The organism is Paenibacillus sp. FSL M7-0896, from assembly GCF_037975415.1.
Taxonomy (GTDB): Bacteria; Bacillota; Bacilli; order Paenibacillales; family Paenibacillaceae; genus Paenibacillus_AQ; species Paenibacillus_AQ silagei.
In genome coordinates, this window is the sequence record NZ_CP150250.1 from 323,210 (window position 1) to 344,745 (window position 21,536).

Consider the following 21,536-nt stretch of genomic DNA (forward strand, 5'->3'; position numbering starts at 1 on the left):
GATGAAGCTGGCGATACGTCTGAACAAAAAAGTAAACCGTTCCTGGCAGGTCGACGCCCTGCTGTTCCTGGCCCTGGCCGGATTCGGATCATTCATGGCGATTCCGTTAATTTATGTCATTAACAATGCGTTCAAGCCGCTGGATGAGCTGTTTATTTTCCCGCCTACGCTGTTTGTACGCAATGCCACGCTTGAGAACTTCGCCAATCTGTTTCAGGTGATGAAGAATTCCTGGGTGCCGTTCTCCAGATATATATTCAACACGGTATTCATTACCGCTGCCGGTACAGCCGGGCATATTCTGCTGGCCTCGGCGGCGGCTTACCCGCTGGCGAAGCATAAATTCCGCGGCTCCAAGGTGCTGTTCACCGTGGTTGTCCTGTCGCTGATGTTCTCGCCGCATGTCACCGCGATACCGAACTATATGATTATGTCCGCTCTGGGCTGGATGGACTCCTACCAGGCGGTTATCGTTCCTGCCTTTGCCTATCCGCTGGGACTCTATCTCATGAAGCAGTTCATGGAGCAGATCCCGGATGCGCTGCTGGAGGCGGCGAAGATAGACGGGGCAAGTGAATACCGCATCTTCTGGCAGGTTGTCATGCCGCTGGTGAAGCCGGCTTGGCTGACGCTGCTCATTCTGATGATGCAGATGCTATGGGGCACGGACGGGGGCAGCTTCATCTACAGCGAGCAGCTCAAGACGCTGCATTACGCGATGGGCCAGATTATTCAGGGCGGGATCGCCCGTGCAGGAGTCGGAGCCGCGGTGGCGGTGATTATGATGACCGTGCCGATTGTGACGTTCATTCTGTCACAGAGCAATGTGATTCAGACGATGGCTTCGTCCGGCATGAAGGACTGAAGCGATGGAGGCGTTAGGGTTGAGAATAAAGTCATCGATACTGGTGCTTGTATCCGTGCTGCTGCTTGTGAGCCTGTGTCCTAGGCCGGCCGGGGCTGCACCGTATGAAGGATATACCTACTCCTACTGGGGAGACGCTGTTCAGTCGCCGATTGCTTATCTTCCTTCGAGGGCCATCAGCGGGCTGGAGGCAGGGACGGGAGCCTGGACCGCTCCGGGAGACCTGTTTGTCTCAGCGGAAGGGCTGCTCTATGTGCTCGATTCCGGGAACGGGAGGATTGTGGTGCTGGATAAGGAGTGGAACACACTCCGTGTCATCGAAGGCTTCCGGAACGGGGAGAAGAAGGACAGCTTCAATAACCCGGAAGGTCTCTTCGTGACGGACGCCGGCCGGATCTACGTGGCGGATACGGAGAACAGACGGCTGGTCGAGCTGGACGGCACAGGGACCTTCGTGCGGGAGATCGGGGCGCCGAAGGCGGATGTGATCGGAGCGGGTTTTGAGTATTTTCCGCTGAAAGTGATTGTTGATAAGGCAGGCCGCATCTATGTGGTCGGCAGAGGGGTCTATGAAGGGCTGATCGAGTTCGACAGCGACGGGCAGTTCACAGGCTTCATGGGCACGAACAAGGTGCAGTTTGATCCTGTGGATCTGTTCTGGAAGTCGGTATCGACCAAGGAGCAGCGCGAGAAGATGGTGCAGTTCATTCCGCTGGAATTCAATAATGTCGATGTCGATGAGGATGGCTTCATCTATACCACTACGGTGGATAAGAAGACCTTCTCTCCGGTAAAAAGATTGAATCCCTCCGGCATCGATGTCCTGCGGGTTGGCGGGGAGATTCCACCGATCGGAGATCTGAGTAAGGACCGCTCCGCCTTCATTGACATTGATGTGACCGGAAACGGGGTCTACCGGGCACTGGACGCCACGCGCGGGCGGATCTTCACCTACAATGAGGACGGCAAGCTGCTATATGTAATCGGCCAATTGGGCAGCCAGCTCGGCACATTCAAGAACCCGGCGGCGGTGGAGAGCTATGAGAATGCGATTTATGTGCTGGACCGTGATCTGGGGAGAATTACCGAGTTCACGGTGACCCGGTTCGGCAGCATGGTGAATGAAGCCAACACCCTGTACAGCTCCGGCAAGCATGATGAAGCCGCGAAGCTGTGGCGGGAGGTGCTGAAGCTGGACGCCAACTATGAGATGGCGTATGTCGGCATCGGCAAATCTCTGCTCCGCCAAGGCGAATACAAGGAGGCTATGACCTATCTGAAGCTGGGCAATGACCGTGAATATTACTCCAAGGCACTGGGGAAATACCGCAGGGAGTATATGCGCGATCACTTCAGCATCTATATGACCGGAATGATTGCCGTGCTGCTGGGCGGCTACGTGATTGCCCGCCTGGTGAAGCGGTCGAGAAAGGGAGGGAGGGTCCAGGATGCTGTTTCTTAAGGACATTAAATATTCACTGCATGTAGCAGTACACCCCTTCGACGGATTCTGGGATCTGAAATACGAGAATAAGGGCAAGCTGCGTATGGCACTGGGCATTCTTCTCGCCCTTACCCTGACCATGATTGTGAAGCGCCAGTATGTGGGCTATGTGGTCAATTATAATCACCCGCTAGCACTGAACAGCATCAATGAGCTCAAGTATATTATTTTCCCGTTCCTGCTCTGGTGCCTGGCGAACTGGTCGCTGACGACGCTGATGGACGGGGAGGGGAAGTTCGGGGAGATCGTCATTACGACAGGCTACGCCCTGCTTCCGCTGATTCTGATCAACATTCCCAATATCCTGCTCAGCAACGTGATTACGCTGCGGGAGGCTTCCTTCTATCATTTGCTGGATGCTCTGGCCACGCTGTGGTTCGTGTGGCTCTTGTTCATCGGGACCATGACGGTTCATCAGTACACGGTGCTCAAAACGATTACAACCATGCTGCTGACGCTGGCCGTGGTGGGCATTATCATCTTCCTGGGCCTGCTGTTCTTCAATCTGATCCAGCAAATTGTCAGTTTTGTCTACACCGTCTACCAGGAGCTTTCACTTCGCGGATAAGAAAGGAGGAGCCAGGCTTTGAAGAAGAAGCTAACCATCATTGCAATTGTGCTTATGCTCAGCGGCGCAGCCGTCCTGCCGTACGCGGACTTGGCCGAATCCGCACCTGAAGCTGAATCGGCGGTACAGTCTGAAGCAGCGAAACCATCCGAAGCAGCGATACAATCCTCAGCGCAGAGCGTGCAGGACACCCCGACCCCGAAATCGCCGGAGCTATCCGCAGACATGAAGGAGGCACTGGACAACGAATATCTGACCCTGTATCTGAATCAGATGACCACGGAGATCGCCGTTAAGGATAAGAAGAGCGGAGCGCTCTGGTATTCTAACCCGCAGGACCGCGAACAGGATGCTGTCGCCACCGGATATAACAAATCCAAGCTGAATGTGCAGGTGGAGCTGACCTATTATGACAGCAAGGGCAATCTGATGAACTACGACAACTACACCCACAGTGTGCAGAGCAGCCAGTTCACCATCGAGGAATCGGGCGACAGCCTGAATATCGTGTATACGCTGGGGGAGGTCAAGAGCAATATCGACGGCATTCCCAAATACATCAGTGAAGAACGCTTCCGTACCCTGATCATCGGGCGCCTTGAGAAGGACAGTGACAAGAAGGAGATTGAGAAGCGGTTCAGGTACGATGAGCCGAACAAGCGGTATGAAAGAAGGGATACCTCCTTCAAGGGAGTGGGGCTGAAGAAGGTAACCTCCCTGTTCGGGCAGATCGGCTATGATGAGGCGCAAATCGCCATCGATAAGGCGGCCTACGGTGAAGAGGAGGACGGAGCCGCTCTGGTGACGCTTCCCCTGGAATACCGGCTGGACGGGAAGCTGCTGCGGGTAAGCATCCCGGGCGATAAGGTCCGTTATCCGGATAATATGCATATTCAGAGTTTGTCGCTGCTTCCGTTTTTTGGGGCGAGCGGGACGAAGGATGAAGGCTACAGCCTGGTGCCTGACGGCTCCGGGTCGCTGATACACTTCAATAATAACAAGCTCTATGCAACCCCTTACCGTACCGCGATGTACGGGCCGGATGCTGCGCTGACCCAGCTGGGGCAAGTGCAAAAGGAGGAGACCGCACGGCTGCCTGTATTTGGTATGAAGGTTCAGGACCGCGGCTTCCTGGCGGTGATCGAGAGCGGAGATGCGGTTGCAGCCGTGGAGGCAGACGTCAGCGGGCGGCTGAATCAGTATAACTATGTCTTCTCCAGCTATACGCTGGGCAGTCTGGAGGAAGTGACGCTGACCAACGGCTGGCGCTCCAGTACGGTGAAGCAATTTCAGGCAGGTATCTTCCCCGGAGATATCACTGTAGCGTACAGCTTCCTTGATCAGGAGGAAGCCAGCTATTCAGGCATGGCTGCGAAATACCGGGAGTACTTAATCGAACATACCGGGATGGCAAGGCTGGAAGGGGCAGAGGACGTTCCCTTCTACCTGGAATTGATCGGCGGCATTCCGAAGAAGAAATTCTTCCTGGGCATTCCTTACAGCGCTTATGAGCCGCTTACTTCCTTCAAGGAGGCCGAGGTCATTCTGGAGCAGATGCAGGAGAAGGGGATCGGGGACATTCAACTGCGGTATACCGGATGGTTCAACGGCGGCATCAACCATAATTACCCGAAGGGCGTATCGGTGGACAGCAAGCTTGGCGGGGCAAAAGGGCTTCAGGAGCTGCAGTCTTACGCACAGGATAAGGGAATTACACTGTATCCCGATGCTTCGTTCCTGCAGACCTTCCCGGAAGCCAAGGGCTTACGTAAATCACAGGCCTCCCGGCTGATTACGGGCAAGCTGGCGCATACGTATCCCTTCGACTTCTCCATGCTGAAGCTGGATGTGAAGCAGCCCTCCGGTTATGTCGTCAGCCCCCGGGTACTGCCGGGTGTGGTAGACGGCTTCCTCGGGGATTATGCAGCGCTTGGAGTGGACGGCTTGTCCCTGCGGGATCTCGGCAGCGGGTTGAATTCCGATTTCAATGCGGAGGATCTGGTGGACCGCCAGCGGGCCGAGGGAATCGTCAAGGAGCAGCTGGAGCGCATGAGCAGCTCGGTGCCCCGCTTGATGGTGGAAGGCGGCAATGCGTACGCGGCGCCCTTCGCCCGTCATATAGTGGCTGCGCCCATGCAGAGCAGCGGGTTCAATATTACGGATGAGAGCATCCCCTTCTTCCAGATGGTGTACCACGGCTATCTGCAATATGCCGGAACCGCCTGGAATATGGCTGACGATCAGGATGCATCACTCAGCCTGCTGAAGGCGCTGGAGACCGGGAGCGCACCTTATTATACCTGGTTCTATGCAGATCCCTCTAATATCAAGATGACAGGCTTCGACCGGCTGTATTCAGCCGATTACCGCAGCTGGATTGACCAGGCAGCCGGGCAGTATCAGGCCTTGAGCCGTGTACTGAAGAGTGTCCAGTCCCAGACGATCAAGGAGCATAAGAAGCTTGCGGCCGGTGTCTATCAGACGACCTATGAAGCGGGTACCGCAATTATAGTGAATTATAACCGTGCACCGGTGACTGTGGGCGGAGTAACCATAGACGGACGGAATTACCGGGTAGGAGGTGAGCAGCCATAATGAAGCTTAAGAAGCTGTCCCTGGAGCAAAAAAACAGATATTACGGCCTGTACTTTATTCTTCCCTGGTTCGCGGGCTTCTGCTTCCTGTTCCTGACGCCGCTGCTGTCTTCCCTGCGGTTCAGCCTCAGTAACCTGCAGGTCAATGATGAGGGCTTCACGCTGAAGTATATCGGACTCGCGAACTTCCGGGAGGCGCTGTTCTCCCATGAATCCTATGTCCGGACATTAACGGAATCCGTGATGAATATCGTGCTGAACACCCCGCTTATTCTGATTTTCAGCCTGTTTTTCGCCGTGCTGCTCAATCAGAAGTTCCATGGCAGGGTGCTGGCCCGGGCCATCTTCTTCCTGCCGGTCATTCTGGCCTCGGGCATTATTGCCAGCATTGAGAACGGGGATCTGATGCAGTCCGTTGTGCGCAGCGCCAGTGATTCCACGGGCGGAGGCCTGTCGGTGATCAAGAATCTGGAGCTGACCACGCTGCTGATCGAATCCGGTCTGAGCCCCACCGTGGTGCAGTATCTGACTGGAGCGGTGAGCCGGATCTATGAGATTGTCAGCCAATCGGGCGTGCAGATTCTGATCTTTTTGGCGGGGCTGCAATCGATCTCCCCTTCCCTGTATGAGGCGGCGAAGATTGAAGGCTCCACAGGCTACGAGGCCTTCTGGAAAATTACGTTTCCGATGATCGGCCCGCTGATCCTGACGAATCTGGTCTATACCATCATCGACAGCTTCATCAGCGACCAGACCAGCCGGATGGTGGTGGATACAGCGTTCAAGAGCTTCAATTTCGGGCTGAGCGCAGCCATGTCCTGGATGTATTTTGCTATCATCGCGCTGCTGTTGTGGGTAACGACGGCGCTGATCTCACGTAAAGTCTTTTATCAAGACTAGCGGCTTGGAAGGAGGAGCATTCATGAAGACAGAGACCGCAGCAATGCCGCACCGCTCTAAGAAAGAGCAGCTGCACCGGCTGGCTTCGGCCGCCTATTGGGTGGAATTTTCAAAAAAATGGTTGTGGGTGATCGCCCGTTTTGTGCTGGTCTTCGGCATATCGTTCGTCATTCTGTACCCAATCCTGCTGAAGCTGTCGATTGCGTTCAAAAGTATGGACGATTTGTATGATTCCACCGTGATCTGGGTACCGCAGGCGTTCACCCTGGAGAACTTCAGGCTCGTATTCAAGGCGATGAACTATCCGGCAGTACTGCGGAATACCATGCTGTTGTCCTCAGCGGTCATGGTGCTTCAGACGATCATCTGTGTGCTGGCCGGTTACGGCTTTGCCCGGATTAAGTTTAAGGGGAGCGGGCTGCTGTTCGCGGCAGTGATCTTTACGATTCTTGTCCCCTCCCAGACAATCATGATCCCGCTGTACCTGCACTTCAAGAACTTTGACCTGTTCGGCCTGATTGAGCTGTTCACGGGGAAGCCGGCGAATCTCATTAACACGTATTGGCCGTTTATTATTTCTTCAATGCTCGGGATGGGCGTTAAGACAGGGCTGTATGTCTATATTTTCCGCCAGTTCTTCAAGGGCATTCCACGGGAGATTGAGGAAGCGGCCTATGTGGACGGAGCGGGCTATTTCACGACCTTCGCCCGGGTGATTCTGCCCAATGCCATTCCGTCTATGGTAACGGTGATGCTGTTCTCCTTCGTGTGGCAGTGGAATGACTCATTCTTCACCAACATGTATCTGAATGAACCGAAGGTCATGTCATCGATGATGTCATCGGCCGGCTACGGCATTGCTACCTACATGACAGGCGGCGGCCAGGCGGCGAATTCGCTCGTTCAGGACCCGTTCTTCATGTCCATGATGATGAATACCAGTGTGCTGATGGCGATTCTGCCGCTAATTATTCTCTATGTATTCGTTCAGCGGCATTTCGTAGAGAGTGTGGAGCGGTCCGGTCTGGTCGGTTAGGAGGAGGATAGGAGCATGAAGCGGCTGGCAGCTATGGCGGTTACCGGCGTTGTTCTAGCGTGTGTTGTTATGATTCTGTTCAGTAATAGGAAAGAGGAGGAAATCCCTGTGCAGCACCAGAAACCGCCGGATGCGGCAGTGACGATAGACGGCAATGTCCGCTATCAGACTATCGATAACTTTGGCGCGTCCGACGCCTGGTCCATGGACCCCCTGGGGAAGGAGTGGACCGAAGAGAATAAGAACAAGGTGGCAGATTTGCTGTTCTCACGCAGCAGAGGGATCGGGCTGTCGGCCTGGCGCTTCAATATAGGCGCAGGCTCGGCGGAGACCGATCAGGCAATCATTCCAGATCCGTGGCGTAGAACGGAAGCCTTCAAAATAACGGAGGAAGCGCCGTACGACTGGAGCAGGCAGGACGGCCAGCAGTGGTTCCTGCGGGCGGCTAAGGAGCGCGGAGTCGAATCCCTGATTGCCTTCGTCAACAGCCCGCCGGTCTGGATGACCGGCAACGGCCATGCCCAGCCTGATCCGGAGGTAGGGTCCAGTAATTTGAAGGAAGGCTATGAAGCGGCCTTCGCCTCCTTCCTGATTGAGGTGCTGGAGCATTTCAAGCAGGAAGGGCTGGAGTTCGATTATATCAGCCCCGTTAACGAGCCGACCTGGGACTGGAATCATGCGCAGCAGGAAGCCAGCCGGTACAACAATGACGATCTGAAGCGGGTGATTCTGGAGCTGCATGCCCAGCTCCGTGCCAGCGGGCTGGAAGCGCAGATCAGTGCCCCGGACGGGGTGGAGATTACCTCTCTGCTGGATGATGAACACTACCGGGAATTCACGGGCAGCGGCGTCTACTCCAGCGGGGCTAACAGCCTGGGGCTGGGAAAATACCGGGAATACATTAAGGACCTGCTGGGTGACCCTGTGCTGAAGGAAGCGGTAGGCAACAAGATCGCCTCGCATTCCTACTGGTCCGACTACAGTCATTCTGGCGACGACCGGCTGGTGAAGCTAAGAAGGCTGCTGGAGCGCAATCTGAAGCAATATGATCCGCAGGCCAAATATTGGGTCACCGAATACTGCATTATGGGCGACTATGGCCCTGGACGGGATCTGGGGATGGAGCCCGCGCTGCAGGTGGCGCGCACCATTCACTTCGATCTGACCGAGGCGGATGCAGCCGCATGGCAGTGGTGGACCGCAGTGTCCAAGGTAGATTACAAGGACGGCTTGCTGTACACCGACTACAATCAGCCTGGAGACGGGCAGAACATCCTGACCTCGAAGATCCTGTGGTCGCTAGGCAATTACAGCAAGTTCATCCGCCCCGGAGCGGTGCGGATTGCGCTCTCCGGTCTGAGCCAGGACGCCGGAAGCGAGCTGCTCGGCTCTGCTTATGTACACGAGGAGGAGCAGAGCATGACGGCGGTGCTGGTGAATGACAGCCTGGAGGAGAAGCGGGTGCAGCTCACCTTGAGCGGACTGGGACTGAAGGCATCTGCCTTGCGTTCCTATGTAACCAATATGCAGCTGGATCTGGCCCGCAGTGAGGATCTGGCCGTTGATGTAGCTGCTGATGGGACAGCAGATGGGGAGCAGGTATTCCAGGCCGTTATCCCGGCCAAGTCGGTGGTGACCCTGGTGGCAGGCGGGCCGGAGCTAGAGGAGCAGGCAGGCCAGCCGGGTGAGGTTGCCGGAACTCAGGTTACCGGAAATCAAGCTGCACAGGACATTCCGGCGGCGGCGGACTATGCGGGCTATCTGTTCACCTATTTCACAGGCGAAGGGACCGGGGACGGCGAGCAGGTATACTTCGCCCTCAGCGAAGGCAATGACCCGCTGCATTGGAAGGAGCTGAATAGCGGGAAGCCCGTGCTTAGGTCCAGCTTAGGCAACAAGGGGGTCAGAGATCCCTTCATCATCCGTTCACCTGAAGGTGGACAGTTCTATCTGATCGCCACCGATCTGAAGATCAACGGCAACTGGGATTGGGGCGCAGCCCAGACACAGGGCAGCCGGGCGATTATCGTGTGGGAATCGGATAATCTCGTGGACTGGTCGGAGCCTTGGGAAGCCAAGGTCTCACCTGAGGAAGCGGGGAATACCTGGGCACCTGAGGTGATCTATGACCAGGAGAGCGGAGAATATATCGTATTCTGGGCCTCGCGGATGTACACCGATTCTACTCACACCGGGGACGCCTACCAGACAATCCTGTACAGCAAGACACGCGATTTCCGCGCGTTCACAGAGCCGCAGGTCTATATGGACTACGGGTATTCGATCATTGATACCACTATGGCGGCATATAACGGGAAGATTTACCGATTCACCAAGGATGAGCGCGAGCAAGGCCCGGAATCGCCTTTTGGCAAAATGGTGTTCCAGGAGTCCCTGGATTCAATATTTGCGCCTGAGGTGAAGCTGCTAAGCGGGAGTGTCGGCGGACTAAAGGGCATTGAAGGGCCAACCCTGTTCAAATCCAATACAGAGAAGAAGTGGTATCTGTTTGTGGATGAATTCGGAGGGAGAGGGTACATCCCGCTGGAGACGGAAGATCTTGATTCGGGTAAGTGGACGGTATCCACTGATTATGAGCTGCCGGCCAGCCCCCGCCATGGAACGGTAATTCCGGTCACCCGGCGTGAGTACGACGCTCTGAACGCCAAGTTCAGGCAGTGAATTCAGCCTGGCTTAGCGTGGCAAGTGGAAACGGCATTGCCGTCCTTTTAAAGGACGGTACCGTTTCAGCGAGAAATAGAAGGATAAGTTATCGTGTGGAACATATAAATTCTTATATTTTAAATAAAAACAGGTTCACCCCCGCCATTACGGCAGAGGTGAACCTGTTTGCTTAGAGCATCATGCTGAAGGCAGATGCTTATTTCGCGCTTTCGTAACGCTTGCCGACTTCTTCCCAGTTCACTACGTTCCAGAACGCCTTGATGTAGTCAGGACGTTTGTTCTGGTAGTTCAGGTAGTAGGCATGCTCCCATACATCGAGGCCGAGGATTGGAGTTGCGCCTTCGCTGATCGGGTTGTCCTGGTTCGGTGTGCTGGTTACGGCAAGCTTGCCGTCCTTCACCACGAGCCAAGCCCAGCCGCTGCCGAAGCGTGTAGTAGCTGCAGCCGCGAAGTCTTCCTTGAATTTATCGAAGCCGCCCAGCTCGCTGTCAATGGCAGCAGCCAGTGCGCCGGCTGGTGCGCCGCCGCCATTCGGTCCAATCACTTCCCAGAACAGGGTGTGGTTGGCATGTCCACCGCCGTTGTTGCGGACCGCTGTGCGGATCGCTTCCGGTACAGCGTTCAGGTCGGTCAGAAGCTCATCGATGCTTTTGTTTTGCAGTTCGGGTGCCTTTTCCAGTGCGGCGTTCAGGTTCGTCACATAAGTGTTATGGTGCCTGTCATGATGAATCTCCATCGTCAATGCGTCGATGTGTGGTTCAAGTGCGTTGTTCGGATACGGAAGTGCCGGTAATTGAAAAGCCATGGAAAAATCCCTCCTGATTATATGTTGGTTTGGGTATATATCCGTTGAGATACTATTATTAAAACGCATCTGGAACAATAATGCAACATTAAATAAACAAAAATGTTTAAAAAGTATTTTCCCGCCCGCAGCTCACTGAAAGTGTTAAGGCTGTGTTAAACTAGTGAGGCTTCGTAACCGGGACGTTTTGACTACTGTAATCTCCTAATAGATGTTAAATATGAAACTATATTGAATGTAAACGCTTCATATCAAGCGCTTTCAAAAGAAAAATGATGATAACGCGAGAAAAGTGTGCTTTAATAGAGACAAAAGCAGGTATTCCTCGGTTTTTGATGCTTTTTTCCACTTTATGCTGTTATGGAAACTCCTTCTTTTTGTAAAATCATAAGCCATAGAAAAGGGAGACTTGAAAGTATGCACGTTCGTTCCTTTCAATTAAGCGATGTAACTCCAGTGACTGAATTGCTGCAGACCGCATTATCGGAAGAATGTTTCGAGAGCACGATCGAGCCTTTCTCCAGGCAATTGTCATGGGATTCTGATCTCATTGTAGTTGCTGAGGATGAAGGAGAAATCATCGGTGCGCTGATTGGTACGATTGAGAAGAATCACGGCTGTTATTTCCGCATTGCCGTCCATCCGGATTACCGCCGCAGAGGAGTCGGTAAGAGTCTTGTAACGGCTATGGAGAGCAGATTTCAGGCGCGGAAGGTCAGCGGCATTTATGTTGCCGTCGATGAACACAATTCTTTTGCAATGCCTCTATATGAAGCCATGGGTTATGACGAGAACCACATTTTCAAATCCGTGCGCAAGCTGAGCATTGTCGGGTAACTGTTGTTGAACCGCTGCTGTAAGCGGAATCAAAGGTCAGAGTAGAGAACTGTTGCAGGGCGGATACTTTGAATATGGGTATTCCTGCATAGTCTGTTTCATTATACTAAAGCATATCTTCCCTATGTCCATTGCAAATGGGCGGGAGATATGCTTTTCTATTGTTAAGGAACGGATAACCCAATCGAAGCAAGTAGGTGGCCTATGAACCGGGAGCTTGAAGAAGATTTCATGCGGAGCCGCAGACAAAGATACAGATCAGTGACGCATAACAAGTCCAGACAGAAGTCCCGAAGAACATGGATCAAGGATATGCGGGAGTGGATCATTACGGCGGGGATTGTGTTCGCTGTGATGTCGCTGCTTAATATCTATGTGTTCAACGTGTCAACTGTAATCGGCCAATCCATGGAGCCTACCCTCTATCAGGGGGAGAAGCTGATTATTAATAAAATCGCCCTCAGCTTCGGGAATCCGGGCCGCGGGGAGGTTGTCGTCCTTCATGATCCCAGTACGGGACCCAGCCGCAAGGAATATCTGGTCAAGCGGGTGATCGGCATTCCCGGCGACATTATTGAAGTACGGAACCAGCAGCTCTATCTCAACGGCAAGCTGCTGGATGAGCCATATATCGATACATCTATAGAAGATCCCGATTTCAGCAGTCTGACCGTGCAAGCGGGGACCTACTTCGTCATGGGGGACAACCGGCATGCCGGAGCCAGCAAGGACAGCCGTTATTTCGGCGCTGTCGCAGGGGAGAGTATTGTGGGTAAGGTCTCCCTGATCTGGTGGCCTCTCTCTAAGATGAAGGCCCTGTAGAGCAACCTTATTCAATCTATAAAGGAGAGGCGGATATGCATCTCAACATCCAGAAAGGCTACGCTCCGCCTCCTTCCAAATGGGAGGAACTTAAGGCTGAGATTAAGGCGGCTGCAGCTGCGCTCGGTATCGATGATATCGGGTTCACCACTGCGGAGCCGTTTTTATATTTGAAGAACATTCTTCAGGAGCATCGGGACAAGGGGTACGAATCCGGCTTCGAGGAGCCTGACCTGGACAAGCGGACGATTCCCGCCCTCCAGTCCGGGGAGCAGCCGCTCTCCATCATTGCGATTGCCGTGGCCTATCCCTCCAAGATGGAGAATCCGCCCAAATCCGAGCCGGGTGCACGCAGAGGCATTCTGGCCCGCGCCTCCTGGGGCCAGGATTACCATCATGTCCTTCGTGAAGCGCTGGCGAAGCTGGAGAGCTTCATCCGTGAGCGTGTCCCGGATGCTGTGCTGGAGAGCATGGTGGATACGGGAGCGCTGGTAGACCGGGCAGTAGCGGAGCGGGCAGGGATCGGCTTCAGTGCCAAGAACTGTGCGATTATCTCTCCCAAGTGGGGATCATGGATCTATCTGGGGGAGATGGTGACGAATCTCCCGCTCCCTCCGGACCAGCCGGTGCAGGAGGGCTGCGGTGACTGCACGAAATGCATCGATGCCTGCCCTACCGGCGCGCTGGTCGGACCGGGACAGCTCAATGCCCAGGCCTGCATCTCCTTCCTGACCCAGACCAAGGGCTTCCTGAGCGAGAACTATATGACCAAGATCGGGAACCGGCTCTACGGCTGCGATACCTGCCAGATTGTCTGTCCGCAGAACCGTGGCAAGAACTGGAATCACCGCCCGCAGCTCCAGCCTGACCCGGAGGTGGTCAAGCCGCTGCTGCTGCCGATTCTGGACCTCAGCAACCGGGGGTTCAAGGAGAAATTCGGCAGCAGCTCCGCCGCCTGGCGCGGCAAGAATCCGATCCAGCGCAATGCGGTCATCGCGCTGGGTAACTTCAAGGAGGCATCGGCCGTGCCGAAGCTGACTGAGATTGTGCTGAAGGAGACGCGGCCGGTGATGCGCGGGACGGCTGCCTGGGCGCTCAGCCGCATCGGCGGCGAAGAAGCGCTTGCGGCAGTCCAGCAGGCGCTGGAGAGCGAAGCGGACGCTACGGTGCGCGACATGCTGGAGCGGGCCGCAGGCAAGCTGCGCGAGCAGAGAGCAGCGGACGGGAAATGAACCGGCTGCCAGCGGGATTTGCCAATTGCTGTCCAGTTGTTGAAATGCTATGATAGATTCGCGTGCCTGAACAGGGTTATCGCCAGACAATAGAGTACAAAGGTGGATTACAGATGAATATTGCATTGCCTATTATTACGCTTGTGGTAGGTCTGATCGGCGGATTCTTCATCGGCGTATATTATCTGCGCAGACAGATGACAACGATGCAGAATGATCCTGAAATGCTGCAGAAGGTTGCCAAGCAAATGGGGTACAACCTGAACGGGAAGCAAATGCAGCGAGCCCAGCAGATGATGAAGAACGGCAATCCGCCGGGGCGTCCCGCTGCGGGCAAAGGACAGTCCCGCAAGAAGTAATAATGATGATCGTATGAAATAGATAAGAGTCAGCTGCAGGTGCGGAAGGGGGGAGTTTTCATGGGGGGCATCAAGGAGTACAAGAACGGGAAGGTTTCTGTAAACCGTGAGCAGATTGAGTATCATGTAGAGAAGATTCTGGAATTAATCGGTGAGGATACGAGCCGTGAAGGCCTGCTGGAAACACCGGCCAGAGTGACCCGGATGTATGAAGAGATCTTCGGCGGTTATTCCGTTGATCCGCGTGAAGCGCTGGGCGTCACCTTCGACGAGTCTCATGAAGAGCTGGTCATTGTGAAGGATATTGTCTACTATAGCCAATGCGAGCATCACATGGCTCCATTCTTCGGCAAGGTGCATATCGGTTATGTGCCCAGCGGCCGCATTGCTGGACTCAGCAAGCTGGCCCGGCTCGTGGAAGCGGTCAGCCGCCGGTTACAGGTGCAGGAGCGCATCACAGCCCAGATCGCCGACATCATGACCGAGGTGCTGAATCCGCACGGTGTCATGGTTGTAGTCGAAGGGGAGCATCTGTGCATGTGTGCCCGGGGTGTGAAGAAGCCGGGCAGCAAGACGGTTACGATGGCCACCCGCGGCACCTTCCGTGAGGACGCTGCGGCAAGGGCCGAATTCCTGGCCTTGATCAAGGAATAAAGCCGGAGCCGTGAAGGATAAGCTTGCCGGACCGGCCCTGCAAGCGCAAAAGCCCGCCTGCCACTTCAACAGTGGCGGCGGGCTTTTGCGCGCGAAGGTGCGTGGCTCAAATGTATGCGAAAAACAATATACATTTGCTAGCGCGCAGGCTTGTGGCCCGAATGTATATGAAAAACAGCATACATTTGCTAGCGCGCAGGCATGTGGCCCGAATGTATGCGGAAAACAGCATACATTGTGCTCGCAAGCAGGCGCACGGCCCGAATGTATATGAAAAACAGCATACATTATGCTCGCTAGCAGGCACACGGACCGAATGTATGTGAAAAACAGCATACATTGTCTCGCAAGCAGGCACACGGCCTAAATGTGTGTGAAAAACAGCACACATTGTGCTCGCGCGAAGGTGTGTGACCCAATACTCCACAGCTTCTAATAAATTTAGAGAAATCCTGCAAGAAGTGCAACAATGCTACTCCATACAAGCAGTTGGTGAGAGTGAACAACCTCAGAATTGGCCTGAGATACACAGAACGCCGCCATGAGAGGGAGAAGTTCATCAGAACGTATGCGAAAGACGAATACAATGTGCCGCGCTGAAGGTGCGCGGGCTTGTTGTATGCGGAAAACGAATACACCACAGAGCCTCAGAAAGGCTGCCAGACCAGCTTGCGGGCAGCCCCGTAGCGCTCGGCGACATAAGGCCAGTTCACGACTCTCCACCAGTCCTGGATGTAATCTGCACGGTTGTTCTGATGCTTGAGGTAATAGGCATGCTCCCACACATCGAGCGCCAGCAGCGGAACGACATCCCATTGGGACAGATTCTGATGCTTCTCAGCCGTCAGAATCTCCAGTCTGCGGCTGCGCGGGCTCCAGACCAGAATAGCCCATCCGCCGCCCTCGACTTTACCCGCGGCCTCAGTGAACTGGGCCTTGAAGGCATCATAGCTTCCGAAGCTGCGTTCTATAGCGTCCAGCAGGGCGCCGGAGGGGCGGCCGCCTCCTTGCGGGGACATGACATTCCAGAAGATCGTATGCAGATAGTGTCCGGCCCCATTGAAGGCAAGCTCCCGCTCCCAATGCTTAACCAGATCATAGTCGCCACTCAGGCGCGCTTCCGCCAGCTTGTTCTCCGCCTTGTTCAGCCCGTCTACATAGCTCTGGTGATGCTTGTCGTGATGAATGATCATCGTCTTCTCGTCAATATACGGCTCCAGAGCATTATAGGCATAAGGCAGAGGGGGAAGCGTATGCCCGCCGATGGGAACCGAGCCTGCCTCGCGGGATTCCCATAACGGAACTGCGAAGCTTCCTGTTCCCTGGAGACTGTCTCCGCCTGCAGCAGGAGCGGGTGAAGGAGCGGGTTCAGCCTGTTCCGGCGGATTCATCCGCAGCATCCCGGGTCCGTAGTCCGCAGGAGCCATAGCGGCCAGTACAGCGAGGAAGTATTCGGACTCCCGGATGAAGTGCAGCAGCGTGGTTCCCGCCAGGGGGAAGGCATTGACGGCGGCGCTGGCCTCCTTCATGGCCTTCAGGTGCCGGATGAATTCGGCGGACTGGTCGCAGGCGGTGTGCAGCAGCAGCCCGGCTTCGGCAGATGGACTCCCCGGACCGCCTGCGTCCGGTGCCTGGGGACTAGCGAGCAGCTGCTGCGCCGTCTGTTCTGTAGCCAGGAAGACAATGGCCCAGTCCTCCAGCAGCTTTACATAAGGCTCCTCCAGGCGTGGGATGATCAGGATCAGGACCTCGGCATGCTCCTTCTCCTGATTTTTCCAGAAGGCAATCTCCCCTAGAATCTGTACTGGCGGCGGTGCAACGAATACATATGGCATGACATGCAGTCCTCCCGTCCTAAAGTTTCATCGGTCCATTATATGCCGGAGAAGGACAGCTTATGAGACTGGCCTGCGAGGGGAATTGCGGCGGATGGATTGGAGGTCCTGTGCCCCGCACAGTAAAAAGGCATGCACAGAATGTATCACAGGATACATCTGCACATGCCGTAGGTAACGATAAGATGCTATTTGCTTGCGGTGGGGTTGCCTTGGCTCCCGCTGATCTGGGCTAGCTGCACATTCCCGAGAAAAGCGGATACCCGCCGCAGATACTCACGCGGGTGCTCGCGGAACAGCAGCTCATGATGGCTGTCCTCCACGATCCATGAATCCGAATACGGATTGCTCTGGTTCGCCGCCAGCTCCTCGGCAATCGGATAAGGTGCCTTATCGTCCTTGGTGCCGTGCATGAACAGTACCGGGAACGGATAATCCTCCGATTTGACCTTGGAGTAAGGAATCTGATTCAGTCCTGTGCCGTTCAGCACCGGGAAGAGCATCTCCATAATCTCCAGCGAAGGCTGGCGGGGAAGATTGATGTTCTGCTTGATGTTATGGTACAGGGTGTCCGGCTCCAGCAGGAAGGTGCTGTCCAGAATCATCGCGTCCACATCTTTGGTTACAAGTCCAGCTTGCAGGGCGGTGCCTGCGCCCATCGAGAAGCCCCAGACCACAATCTGGTCTGCCCCCTGCTCCTTGGCGAACTCAATGGCTCCGAGCAGCTGCTGGGATTCTTTTTTGCCGCCGGTTGCGATATCCCTGTCGGTCTTGGAGGCGAAGCCGTAGTCGAACATGACGACATTGAATCTCAGGCTGTGCGCGTAGTGGGCCAGATCATACATGGGAACCCAGCTCTCCTCGCGGTTCGCACCATAGCCGTGACTGAAAACAATAGTTTTGGTGGCTCCTTTGGAAGGAATATACCATCCCTCCATCATCCGGCTGCCGTCCTTGGCAGGGAAGCTGATATCCTCGTAGGCGAGCCCCTTGGCCTGATAAGGATTGGAGTAGAGTGGGGCTACGGTAGGATTCGAGAGTACCCAGGCGATATAGGCATGCAGGGCGATGAAGCAGAATACAAAAAAGAAGAATACGGATAACAGCAGGGCCACAATGATGTGCTTGACGCGTATCATCCGAAGTGGAATTAGTGGTGACGAAGCGGGCTTACCCTCGTTAGGCATACGGGAGACCGGCGCGCCGGGATGACTAGTTGCCAGATTCATAAGGTCCCCTCCTGGAAAGTTTCAAGATTCAGAGCATGAATAGTTCATATATTTAATCGTAAATTTATGCCCTTACAAAGTCAATGGAAATGGTTCTTTTGTAATGTAACTGTAAACTGCGGACGGCTGATTATGGATACGGAATCTGCTGGACTTTATTTAGGCTTTTGCACTAAGATAGGGATATCTTAATAATTATGTAACCGGGTTTCAATAGGTGAAACATGTGAAGGGGAGATCGGGGTGGAAGACCGGAAGCTGACTGTACGCGCCGTAGAACGTGCGCTGGATATATTACTGTGCTTTACTCAGGATAATGATGATTACGACCTTAGTCTGACGGAGATCTCTGCGAAGATAGGCCTGCATAAAAGCACAGTGCACCGCCTGCTGACCACACTGGAGGAGAAGGGCTTCCTGCAGCGGGATGAGGGGACGGACAAATACCGCCTGGGCATCCGCATCTGGGAGCTGTCCACACATCTCCCGACGCTGAACGAGCCGGCGGTGCTTCTGCTGCCCGCCATGGAGCGGCTGCGTGACCGCCTGGGAGAGACGGTCAGCCTGTATCTGCGCGACAATCTGGAGCGTGTGCGCATTCAGGCGGTGCAGAGCCGGCAGGCTATCCGCCGGGTAGCCCAGATCGGGGCAAGGCTGCCGCTCTCGGTAGGCGCATCAAGCAAGGTTCTGGCTGCTTACGCGCCGCCGGAAGTGCAGGTCCGGCTGCTGGCCGACCCCGCATGGCCGGACAGTGTAGACCGCAGCCAGTACCTGGAGCAGCTGAAGGAGATCACCCGCTGCGGCTATGCAACTAGCTTCGAGGAACGGGAGCCGGGAGCGGCAGCCGTGGCTGTGCCCATCGCCGGACGGGCCGGGGGCGTGGTAGCAGCGCTCTCGATGTCCGGCCCGGTCAGCCGTCTGTCGCGGGAGACCCTGGAGGAATATGCTGTCATTTTGGCTGAGGCTGCTGCTGAAATGGGCCTAATGATGGGCTGATCTGAGGCCTCCGGCAGCAGATCTATGAAGGAAAACTTTAGGACATACAGGCTATTCAGCCTTCGTCATTCATTGTATATCTAGTTAAAATGAACTATCATTAGTAATGATTAGCTAAATTAAGAGTGAAGAAATAATAGGAATCCAGGGGCACGAGGTGATGGGATGAAAGTAGTTATACCCGATTCACTGATGGGAGAAATTCAAGAGCTCCAGGATACGTTCGGCTCTGTTACGGGCCAGGCGCTTGTGCTTACGGATCAGGCTGGGAATGTGGTTACCCGCCCGACGCTTTCCGGAATATTCTATCAGAAGATGTTTAAATCTTTACAGGTCATAGAGCGTCCCTTCGAGCCTGCATTGCTCAGAATGGGCCCCTTATCATATCCTGCCGTACTTGAAGAGTGGGTCCCCGGACTGAAGTATGTGGTCAGTCCGCTGGTTCCAGACTATGGGCAGACGTACTATTTATGGTCCGGCTTATATATGGAAGAAGGTACTCGCGGGCTTGTGCTGCAGGCGTTCGAGGCCAAGATGCGGAAACACCCCGACTATGAGATGTTGAAGGATGTACTGGCCGCCATGCCTGAGCTTAGCCGGGAAGGCATCGTCAGCATCAGGGGGAAATTGAGTGTGCTCGGGAATGTGCTCTCCAAATTGCTGGCGGGGTGCGCAGTGAAGCCGCTGGAACAGAGACGCAGCCTGGTGATTACCCAGCTGTTATCGAATCTGGAGAGTGAGTTCCTGAAGATAGAGGTTGTGCTGCAGCAGATGGCCGGTATGTTCTCTGATGCGGAGCTGTATGCCTTTGCCCAAGAGGAGGAGGCCGGACAGTTCAAGGTCAAATATTCTGCCGGCAAAGAAGCAGGACTTCTCATGAATGCCGGGTTCCAGCAGGGAGACGGCTTCCTGGGACAGGCAGTTCTGGGCAGGGAGCCCCGGCACTGGCAGGACATTGCCCAAGATCCGAGATCGTTATTCTTCACTCAGCGCGCAATGACGCAACCGGAATATTTGTCATGCTATCCGCTGAGAATTCACAGCGGGAAGAGGGCATTGCTGCTTGCTGTAGGCTTTGGGAAGAGCCGTCCAATCCAGGATTATGCCCAGTATGAGCAGAATGTTGCTGCGCTCCTGGGCTTATCCGGACGGGGAGAGCAGCTGGTGCAGCGCGAAGCCCTGCGCAGGGAAGCCACCCAGCGCTTGAAGGAGGCTGCCCGCCTGCTGCCGCAGGCCGCATCCACTCAGGAGCTGGGCACTGTGCTGCTGGATATGGTAATGGGCATGCCGTTCTTCCCGTCATCGGTGCTCGTATTCTTCGAGGAGCAGCCGGGGGATACCCATTACGCCAAGGGGTGGAGGCCGGAGGAGATTGCGCCGTATGTCCAGGACCTCCAGTCCCGCTACTCCTCGCAGGCCTTTCTCTCTTCTGCGATCATCAACGGGGAGGTCGAGGGGCAGGTCTTGCTCGAATGTCCGCTGATTGCCGAGAAGGTATTCAAGGGCATTCTGTCAGTGGGCTTCAGACGCCGCAGCGAAGCCGAGGAGTGGCTGTCCTTAACCGGCTGTCTCGCCAGTCTGGCGAGTACTTCGATCCGTCTGATCGAGAAGGAAGCCAGACATATGAAGCAGGCAGGGGTCTTCACCGGGCAGACACTTCATTATCTCCGGCTCAGTAACCCCGAGCTGCACCGCCTGTCGGCAGAGGCTTCTGCCATGGCGTATGAGCTTGCCCGTTATACAGGACTGCCGGAGCGGGAGTCAGAGCAGATGAGAACGGCTGCTCTGCTGGCTCCGTTCAGACTGGATTTCCTGCATGGGTACGGGTTCTACCCGGAGGAGCTTTCTTTGCTGAAGCAGGTGGACCAGTTTGCTTCGTTCTATTTTCAGATCAATAAGCCTTCGGTCTCTGTCACTGCCCAACTGCTTGCGCTGGTGCTTCATCATGCAGGCAAGGGCGCGGATAAGGAGCTGCTGGCGGACTCGGATCTGGAGTGGCTGGACCCCTCGCGCTTCAACCTGGATGATCATGTAGTCGGGGAGCTGTACAGTGAGCCGCGCACTACCTTCCAATCCTTCTTGCGCAGCCGCTCAGAAGCGATGTCCGCCAAAAGAGGCGTGTCGGCAGGGAAGCTGCTGAACAGTACGGCACTGAAGACGCCCAAGGAGGAATGGGGAATCTCGCCGCGCGAGGAGGAAGTGCTGGAGCTGATTATTCTGGGCAAGACGAACAAGGATATTGCCAGCGCCTTGTTTATCAGCGAGCATACCGTCAAGAATCATCTGAGCCGTATTTTTAATAAAATGGACGTAACAGACCGCTCACAGATCATAGCACTGGTCTACAAAAGAATATTCGATTCCGAGCGTATCGAGATGTCCTGAAAGCCCTCCTGGAGTCACGATTATTCATTTGCTTATGCCCATAACCTATCTTGCTACTTCCTCGCTGAAACGAAGCCGTCCTTACTAAGGACGGTTTTTTTGGATATTACATTTTTATACTTTTATTTATTTACCATATTTCTACAGAAAACCAAACGCAATTGGACTGGACGCGCTGCGTAGGCCGTGTGTTTATCGCAGTGCCAGACGTATTTTCACAGAAAAACCGA

At 54.8% G+C, this 21,536-nt stretch carries 16 protein-coding genes and 1 pseudogene; 14 read left to right on the forward strand and 3 right to left on the reverse strand.

Features of this window, described 5'->3' with window-relative positions; all coding sequences use genetic code 11:
- The first annotated feature begins 1 nt into the window (after nt 1).
- From MKY12_RS01410 to MKY12_RS01440, 7 genes are read left to right on the forward strand one after another with little or no spacing between them, the layout of a single operon-like run.
- A complete protein-coding gene (locus MKY12_RS01410) occupies nt 2-865 on the forward strand; it encodes a carbohydrate ABC transporter permease (RefSeq protein WP_076085569.1) in 864 nt (287 codons plus the stop codon).
- Nucleotides 866-884: 19 nt separating this feature from the next.
- Complete coding sequence (locus MKY12_RS01415; RefSeq protein ID WP_339312617.1) at nt 885-2,327, forward strand: tetratricopeptide repeat protein; 1,443 nt, start codon at nt 885-887, stop codon at nt 2,325-2,327.
- Nucleotides 2,314-2,937, forward strand: a complete 624-nt coding sequence (locus MKY12_RS01420; RefSeq protein ID WP_339312618.1) for a Yip1 family protein — start codon at nt 2,314-2,316, stop codon at nt 2,935-2,937. Before MKY12_RS01415 ends, MKY12_RS01420 begins: the two co-directional genes overlap by 14 nt.
- Before the next feature lie 18 nt (nt 2,938-2,955).
- The gene (locus MKY12_RS01425; RefSeq protein ID WP_339253356.1) at nt 2,956-5,532 is read left to right on the forward strand and encodes a DUF5696 domain-containing protein; all 2,577 of its coding nucleotides are present in this window, start codon (nt 2,956-2,958) and stop codon (nt 5,530-5,532) included.
- Nucleotides 5,532-6,431, forward strand: coding sequence for a sugar ABC transporter permease (locus tag MKY12_RS01430; RefSeq protein ID WP_209877854.1), 900 nt, complete (start codon nt 5,532-5,534; stop codon nt 6,429-6,431). Before MKY12_RS01425 ends, MKY12_RS01430 begins: the two co-directional genes overlap by 1 nt.
- Before the next feature lie 22 nt (nt 6,432-6,453).
- Nucleotides 6,454-7,467 carry a carbohydrate ABC transporter permease gene (locus MKY12_RS01435; protein WP_081751074.1) on the forward strand — a complete coding sequence of 338 codons (1,014 nt, stop codon included), beginning with the start codon at nt 6,454-6,456 and terminating at the stop codon, nt 7,465-7,467.
- Between the two features lie 15 nt (nt 7,468-7,482).
- The gene (locus tag MKY12_RS01440; RefSeq protein ID WP_339253359.1) at nt 7,483-10,149 is read left to right on the forward strand and encodes a glycoside hydrolase; all 2,667 of its coding nucleotides are present in this window, start codon (nt 7,483-7,485) and stop codon (nt 10,147-10,149) included.
- Between the two features lie 199 nt (nt 10,150-10,348).
- Here the strand turns inward: MKY12_RS01440 and MKY12_RS01445 are convergent, their stop codons facing one another.
- Nucleotides 10,349-10,957 carry a superoxide dismutase gene (locus MKY12_RS01445; RefSeq protein ID WP_339253361.1) on the reverse strand — a complete coding sequence of 203 codons (609 nt, stop codon included), beginning with the start codon at nt 10,955-10,957 and terminating at the stop codon, nt 10,349-10,351.
- 417 nt (nt 10,958-11,374) lie between these two features.
- Between MKY12_RS01445 and MKY12_RS01450 the strand changes: the two genes are divergently transcribed.
- The 5 genes from MKY12_RS01450 (at nt 11,375) to folE (ending at nt 14,861) form a co-directional block, all read left to right on the forward strand.
- Complete coding sequence (locus MKY12_RS01450) at nt 11,375-11,794, forward strand: GNAT family N-acetyltransferase (protein ID WP_036723776.1); 420 nt, start codon at nt 11,375-11,377, stop codon at nt 11,792-11,794.
- Nucleotides 11,795-11,998: 204 nt separating this feature from the next.
- Nucleotides 11,999-12,616 (forward strand): signal peptidase I, encoded by a 618-nt coding sequence (gene lepB, locus MKY12_RS01455; RefSeq protein ID WP_081751075.1) that lies wholly within the window; start codon nt 11,999-12,001, stop codon nt 12,614-12,616.
- Between the two features lie 35 nt (nt 12,617-12,651).
- Nucleotides 12,652-13,848: a tRNA epoxyqueuosine(34) reductase QueG gene (gene queG / locus MKY12_RS01460; RefSeq protein ID WP_339253363.1), complete on the forward strand. Its 1,197-nt coding sequence runs from the start codon at nt 12,652-12,654 to the stop codon at nt 13,846-13,848.
- 113 nt (nt 13,849-13,961) lie between these two features.
- Entirely contained in the window at nt 13,962-14,207 is a 246-nt protein-coding gene (locus MKY12_RS01465) for a YneF family protein (RefSeq protein ID WP_036723780.1), read from the forward strand.
- Nucleotides 14,208-14,267: 60 nt separating this feature from the next.
- Nucleotides 14,268-14,861 (forward strand): GTP cyclohydrolase I FolE, encoded by a 594-nt coding sequence (folE, locus tag MKY12_RS01470; protein ID WP_036723782.1) that lies wholly within the window; start codon nt 14,268-14,270, stop codon nt 14,859-14,861.
- 647 nt (nt 14,862-15,508) lie between these two features.
- Here the strand turns inward: folE and MKY12_RS01475 are convergent.
- Together MKY12_RS01475 and MKY12_RS01480 are read right to left on the reverse strand one after the other, a co-directional pair.
- Nucleotides 15,509-16,696: a Fe-Mn family superoxide dismutase gene (locus MKY12_RS01475; RefSeq protein WP_339312620.1), complete on the reverse strand. Its 1,188-nt coding sequence runs from the start codon at nt 16,694-16,696 to the stop codon at nt 15,509-15,511.
- A 188-nt stretch (nt 16,697-16,884) separates the two neighbouring features.
- On the reverse strand, nt 16,885-17,883 hold the full coding sequence (locus tag MKY12_RS01480; RefSeq protein WP_245368518.1) for an alpha/beta fold hydrolase: 999 nt from the start codon (nt 17,881-17,883) through the stop codon (nt 16,885-16,887).
- Between the two features lie 285 nt (nt 17,884-18,168).
- Here MKY12_RS01480 and MKY12_RS01485 point away from each other — a divergent pair, with 285 nt between their 5' ends.
- Both MKY12_RS01485 and MKY12_RS01490 read left to right on the forward strand, forming a co-directional pair.
- On the forward strand, nt 18,169-18,921 hold the full coding sequence (locus MKY12_RS01485) for an IclR family transcriptional regulator (RefSeq protein ID WP_036723784.1): 753 nt from the start codon (nt 18,169-18,171) through the stop codon (nt 18,919-18,921).
- Nucleotides 18,922-21,099: 2,178 nt separating this feature from the next.
- A pseudogene (locus MKY12_RS01490) lies at nt 21,100-21,306 on the forward strand (helix-turn-helix transcriptional regulator); the annotation flags it as partial.
- Nucleotides 21,307-21,536: the final 230 nt, after the last annotated feature.

Coding starts and splice junctions, on each gene's coding strand:
- MKY12_RS01410 (WP_076085569.1), top strand. CDS start 2: ATGAAGCTGGCGATACGTCTGAACAAAAAAGTAAACCGTTCCTGGCAG.
- MKY12_RS01420 (WP_339312618.1), top strand. CDS start 2,314: ATGCTGTTTCTTAAGGACATTAAATATTCACTGCATGTAGCAGTACAC.
- MKY12_RS01430 (WP_209877854.1), top strand. CDS start 5,532: ATGAAGCTTAAGAAGCTGTCCCTGGAGCAAAAAAACAGATATTACGGC.
- MKY12_RS01435 (WP_081751074.1), top strand. CDS start 6,454: ATGAAGACAGAGACCGCAGCAATGCCGCACCGCTCTAAGAAAGAGCAG.
- MKY12_RS01440 (WP_339253359.1), top strand. CDS start 7,483: ATGAAGCGGCTGGCAGCTATGGCGGTTACCGGCGTTGTTCTAGCGTGT.
- MKY12_RS01445 (WP_339253361.1), bottom strand. CDS start 10,957: ATGGCTTTTCAATTACCGGCACTTCCGTATCCGAACAACGCACTTGAA.
- MKY12_RS01450 (WP_036723776.1), top strand. CDS start 11,375: ATGCACGTTCGTTCCTTTCAATTAAGCGATGTAACTCCAGTGACTGAA.
- lepB (WP_081751075.1), top strand. CDS start 11,999: ATGAACCGGGAGCTTGAAGAAGATTTCATGCGGAGCCGCAGACAAAGA.
- queG (WP_339253363.1), top strand. CDS start 12,652: ATGCATCTCAACATCCAGAAAGGCTACGCTCCGCCTCCTTCCAAATGG.
- MKY12_RS01465 (WP_036723780.1), top strand. CDS start 13,962: ATGAATATTGCATTGCCTATTATTACGCTTGTGGTAGGTCTGATCGGC.
- folE (WP_036723782.1), top strand. CDS start 14,268: ATGGGGGGCATCAAGGAGTACAAGAACGGGAAGGTTTCTGTAAACCGT.
- MKY12_RS01475 (WP_339312620.1), bottom strand. CDS start 16,696: ATGCCATATGTATTCGTTGCACCGCCGCCAGTACAGATTCTAGGGGAG.
- MKY12_RS01480 (WP_245368518.1), bottom strand. CDS start 17,883: ATGCCTAACGAGGGTAAGCCCGCTTCGTCACCACTAATTCCACTTCGG.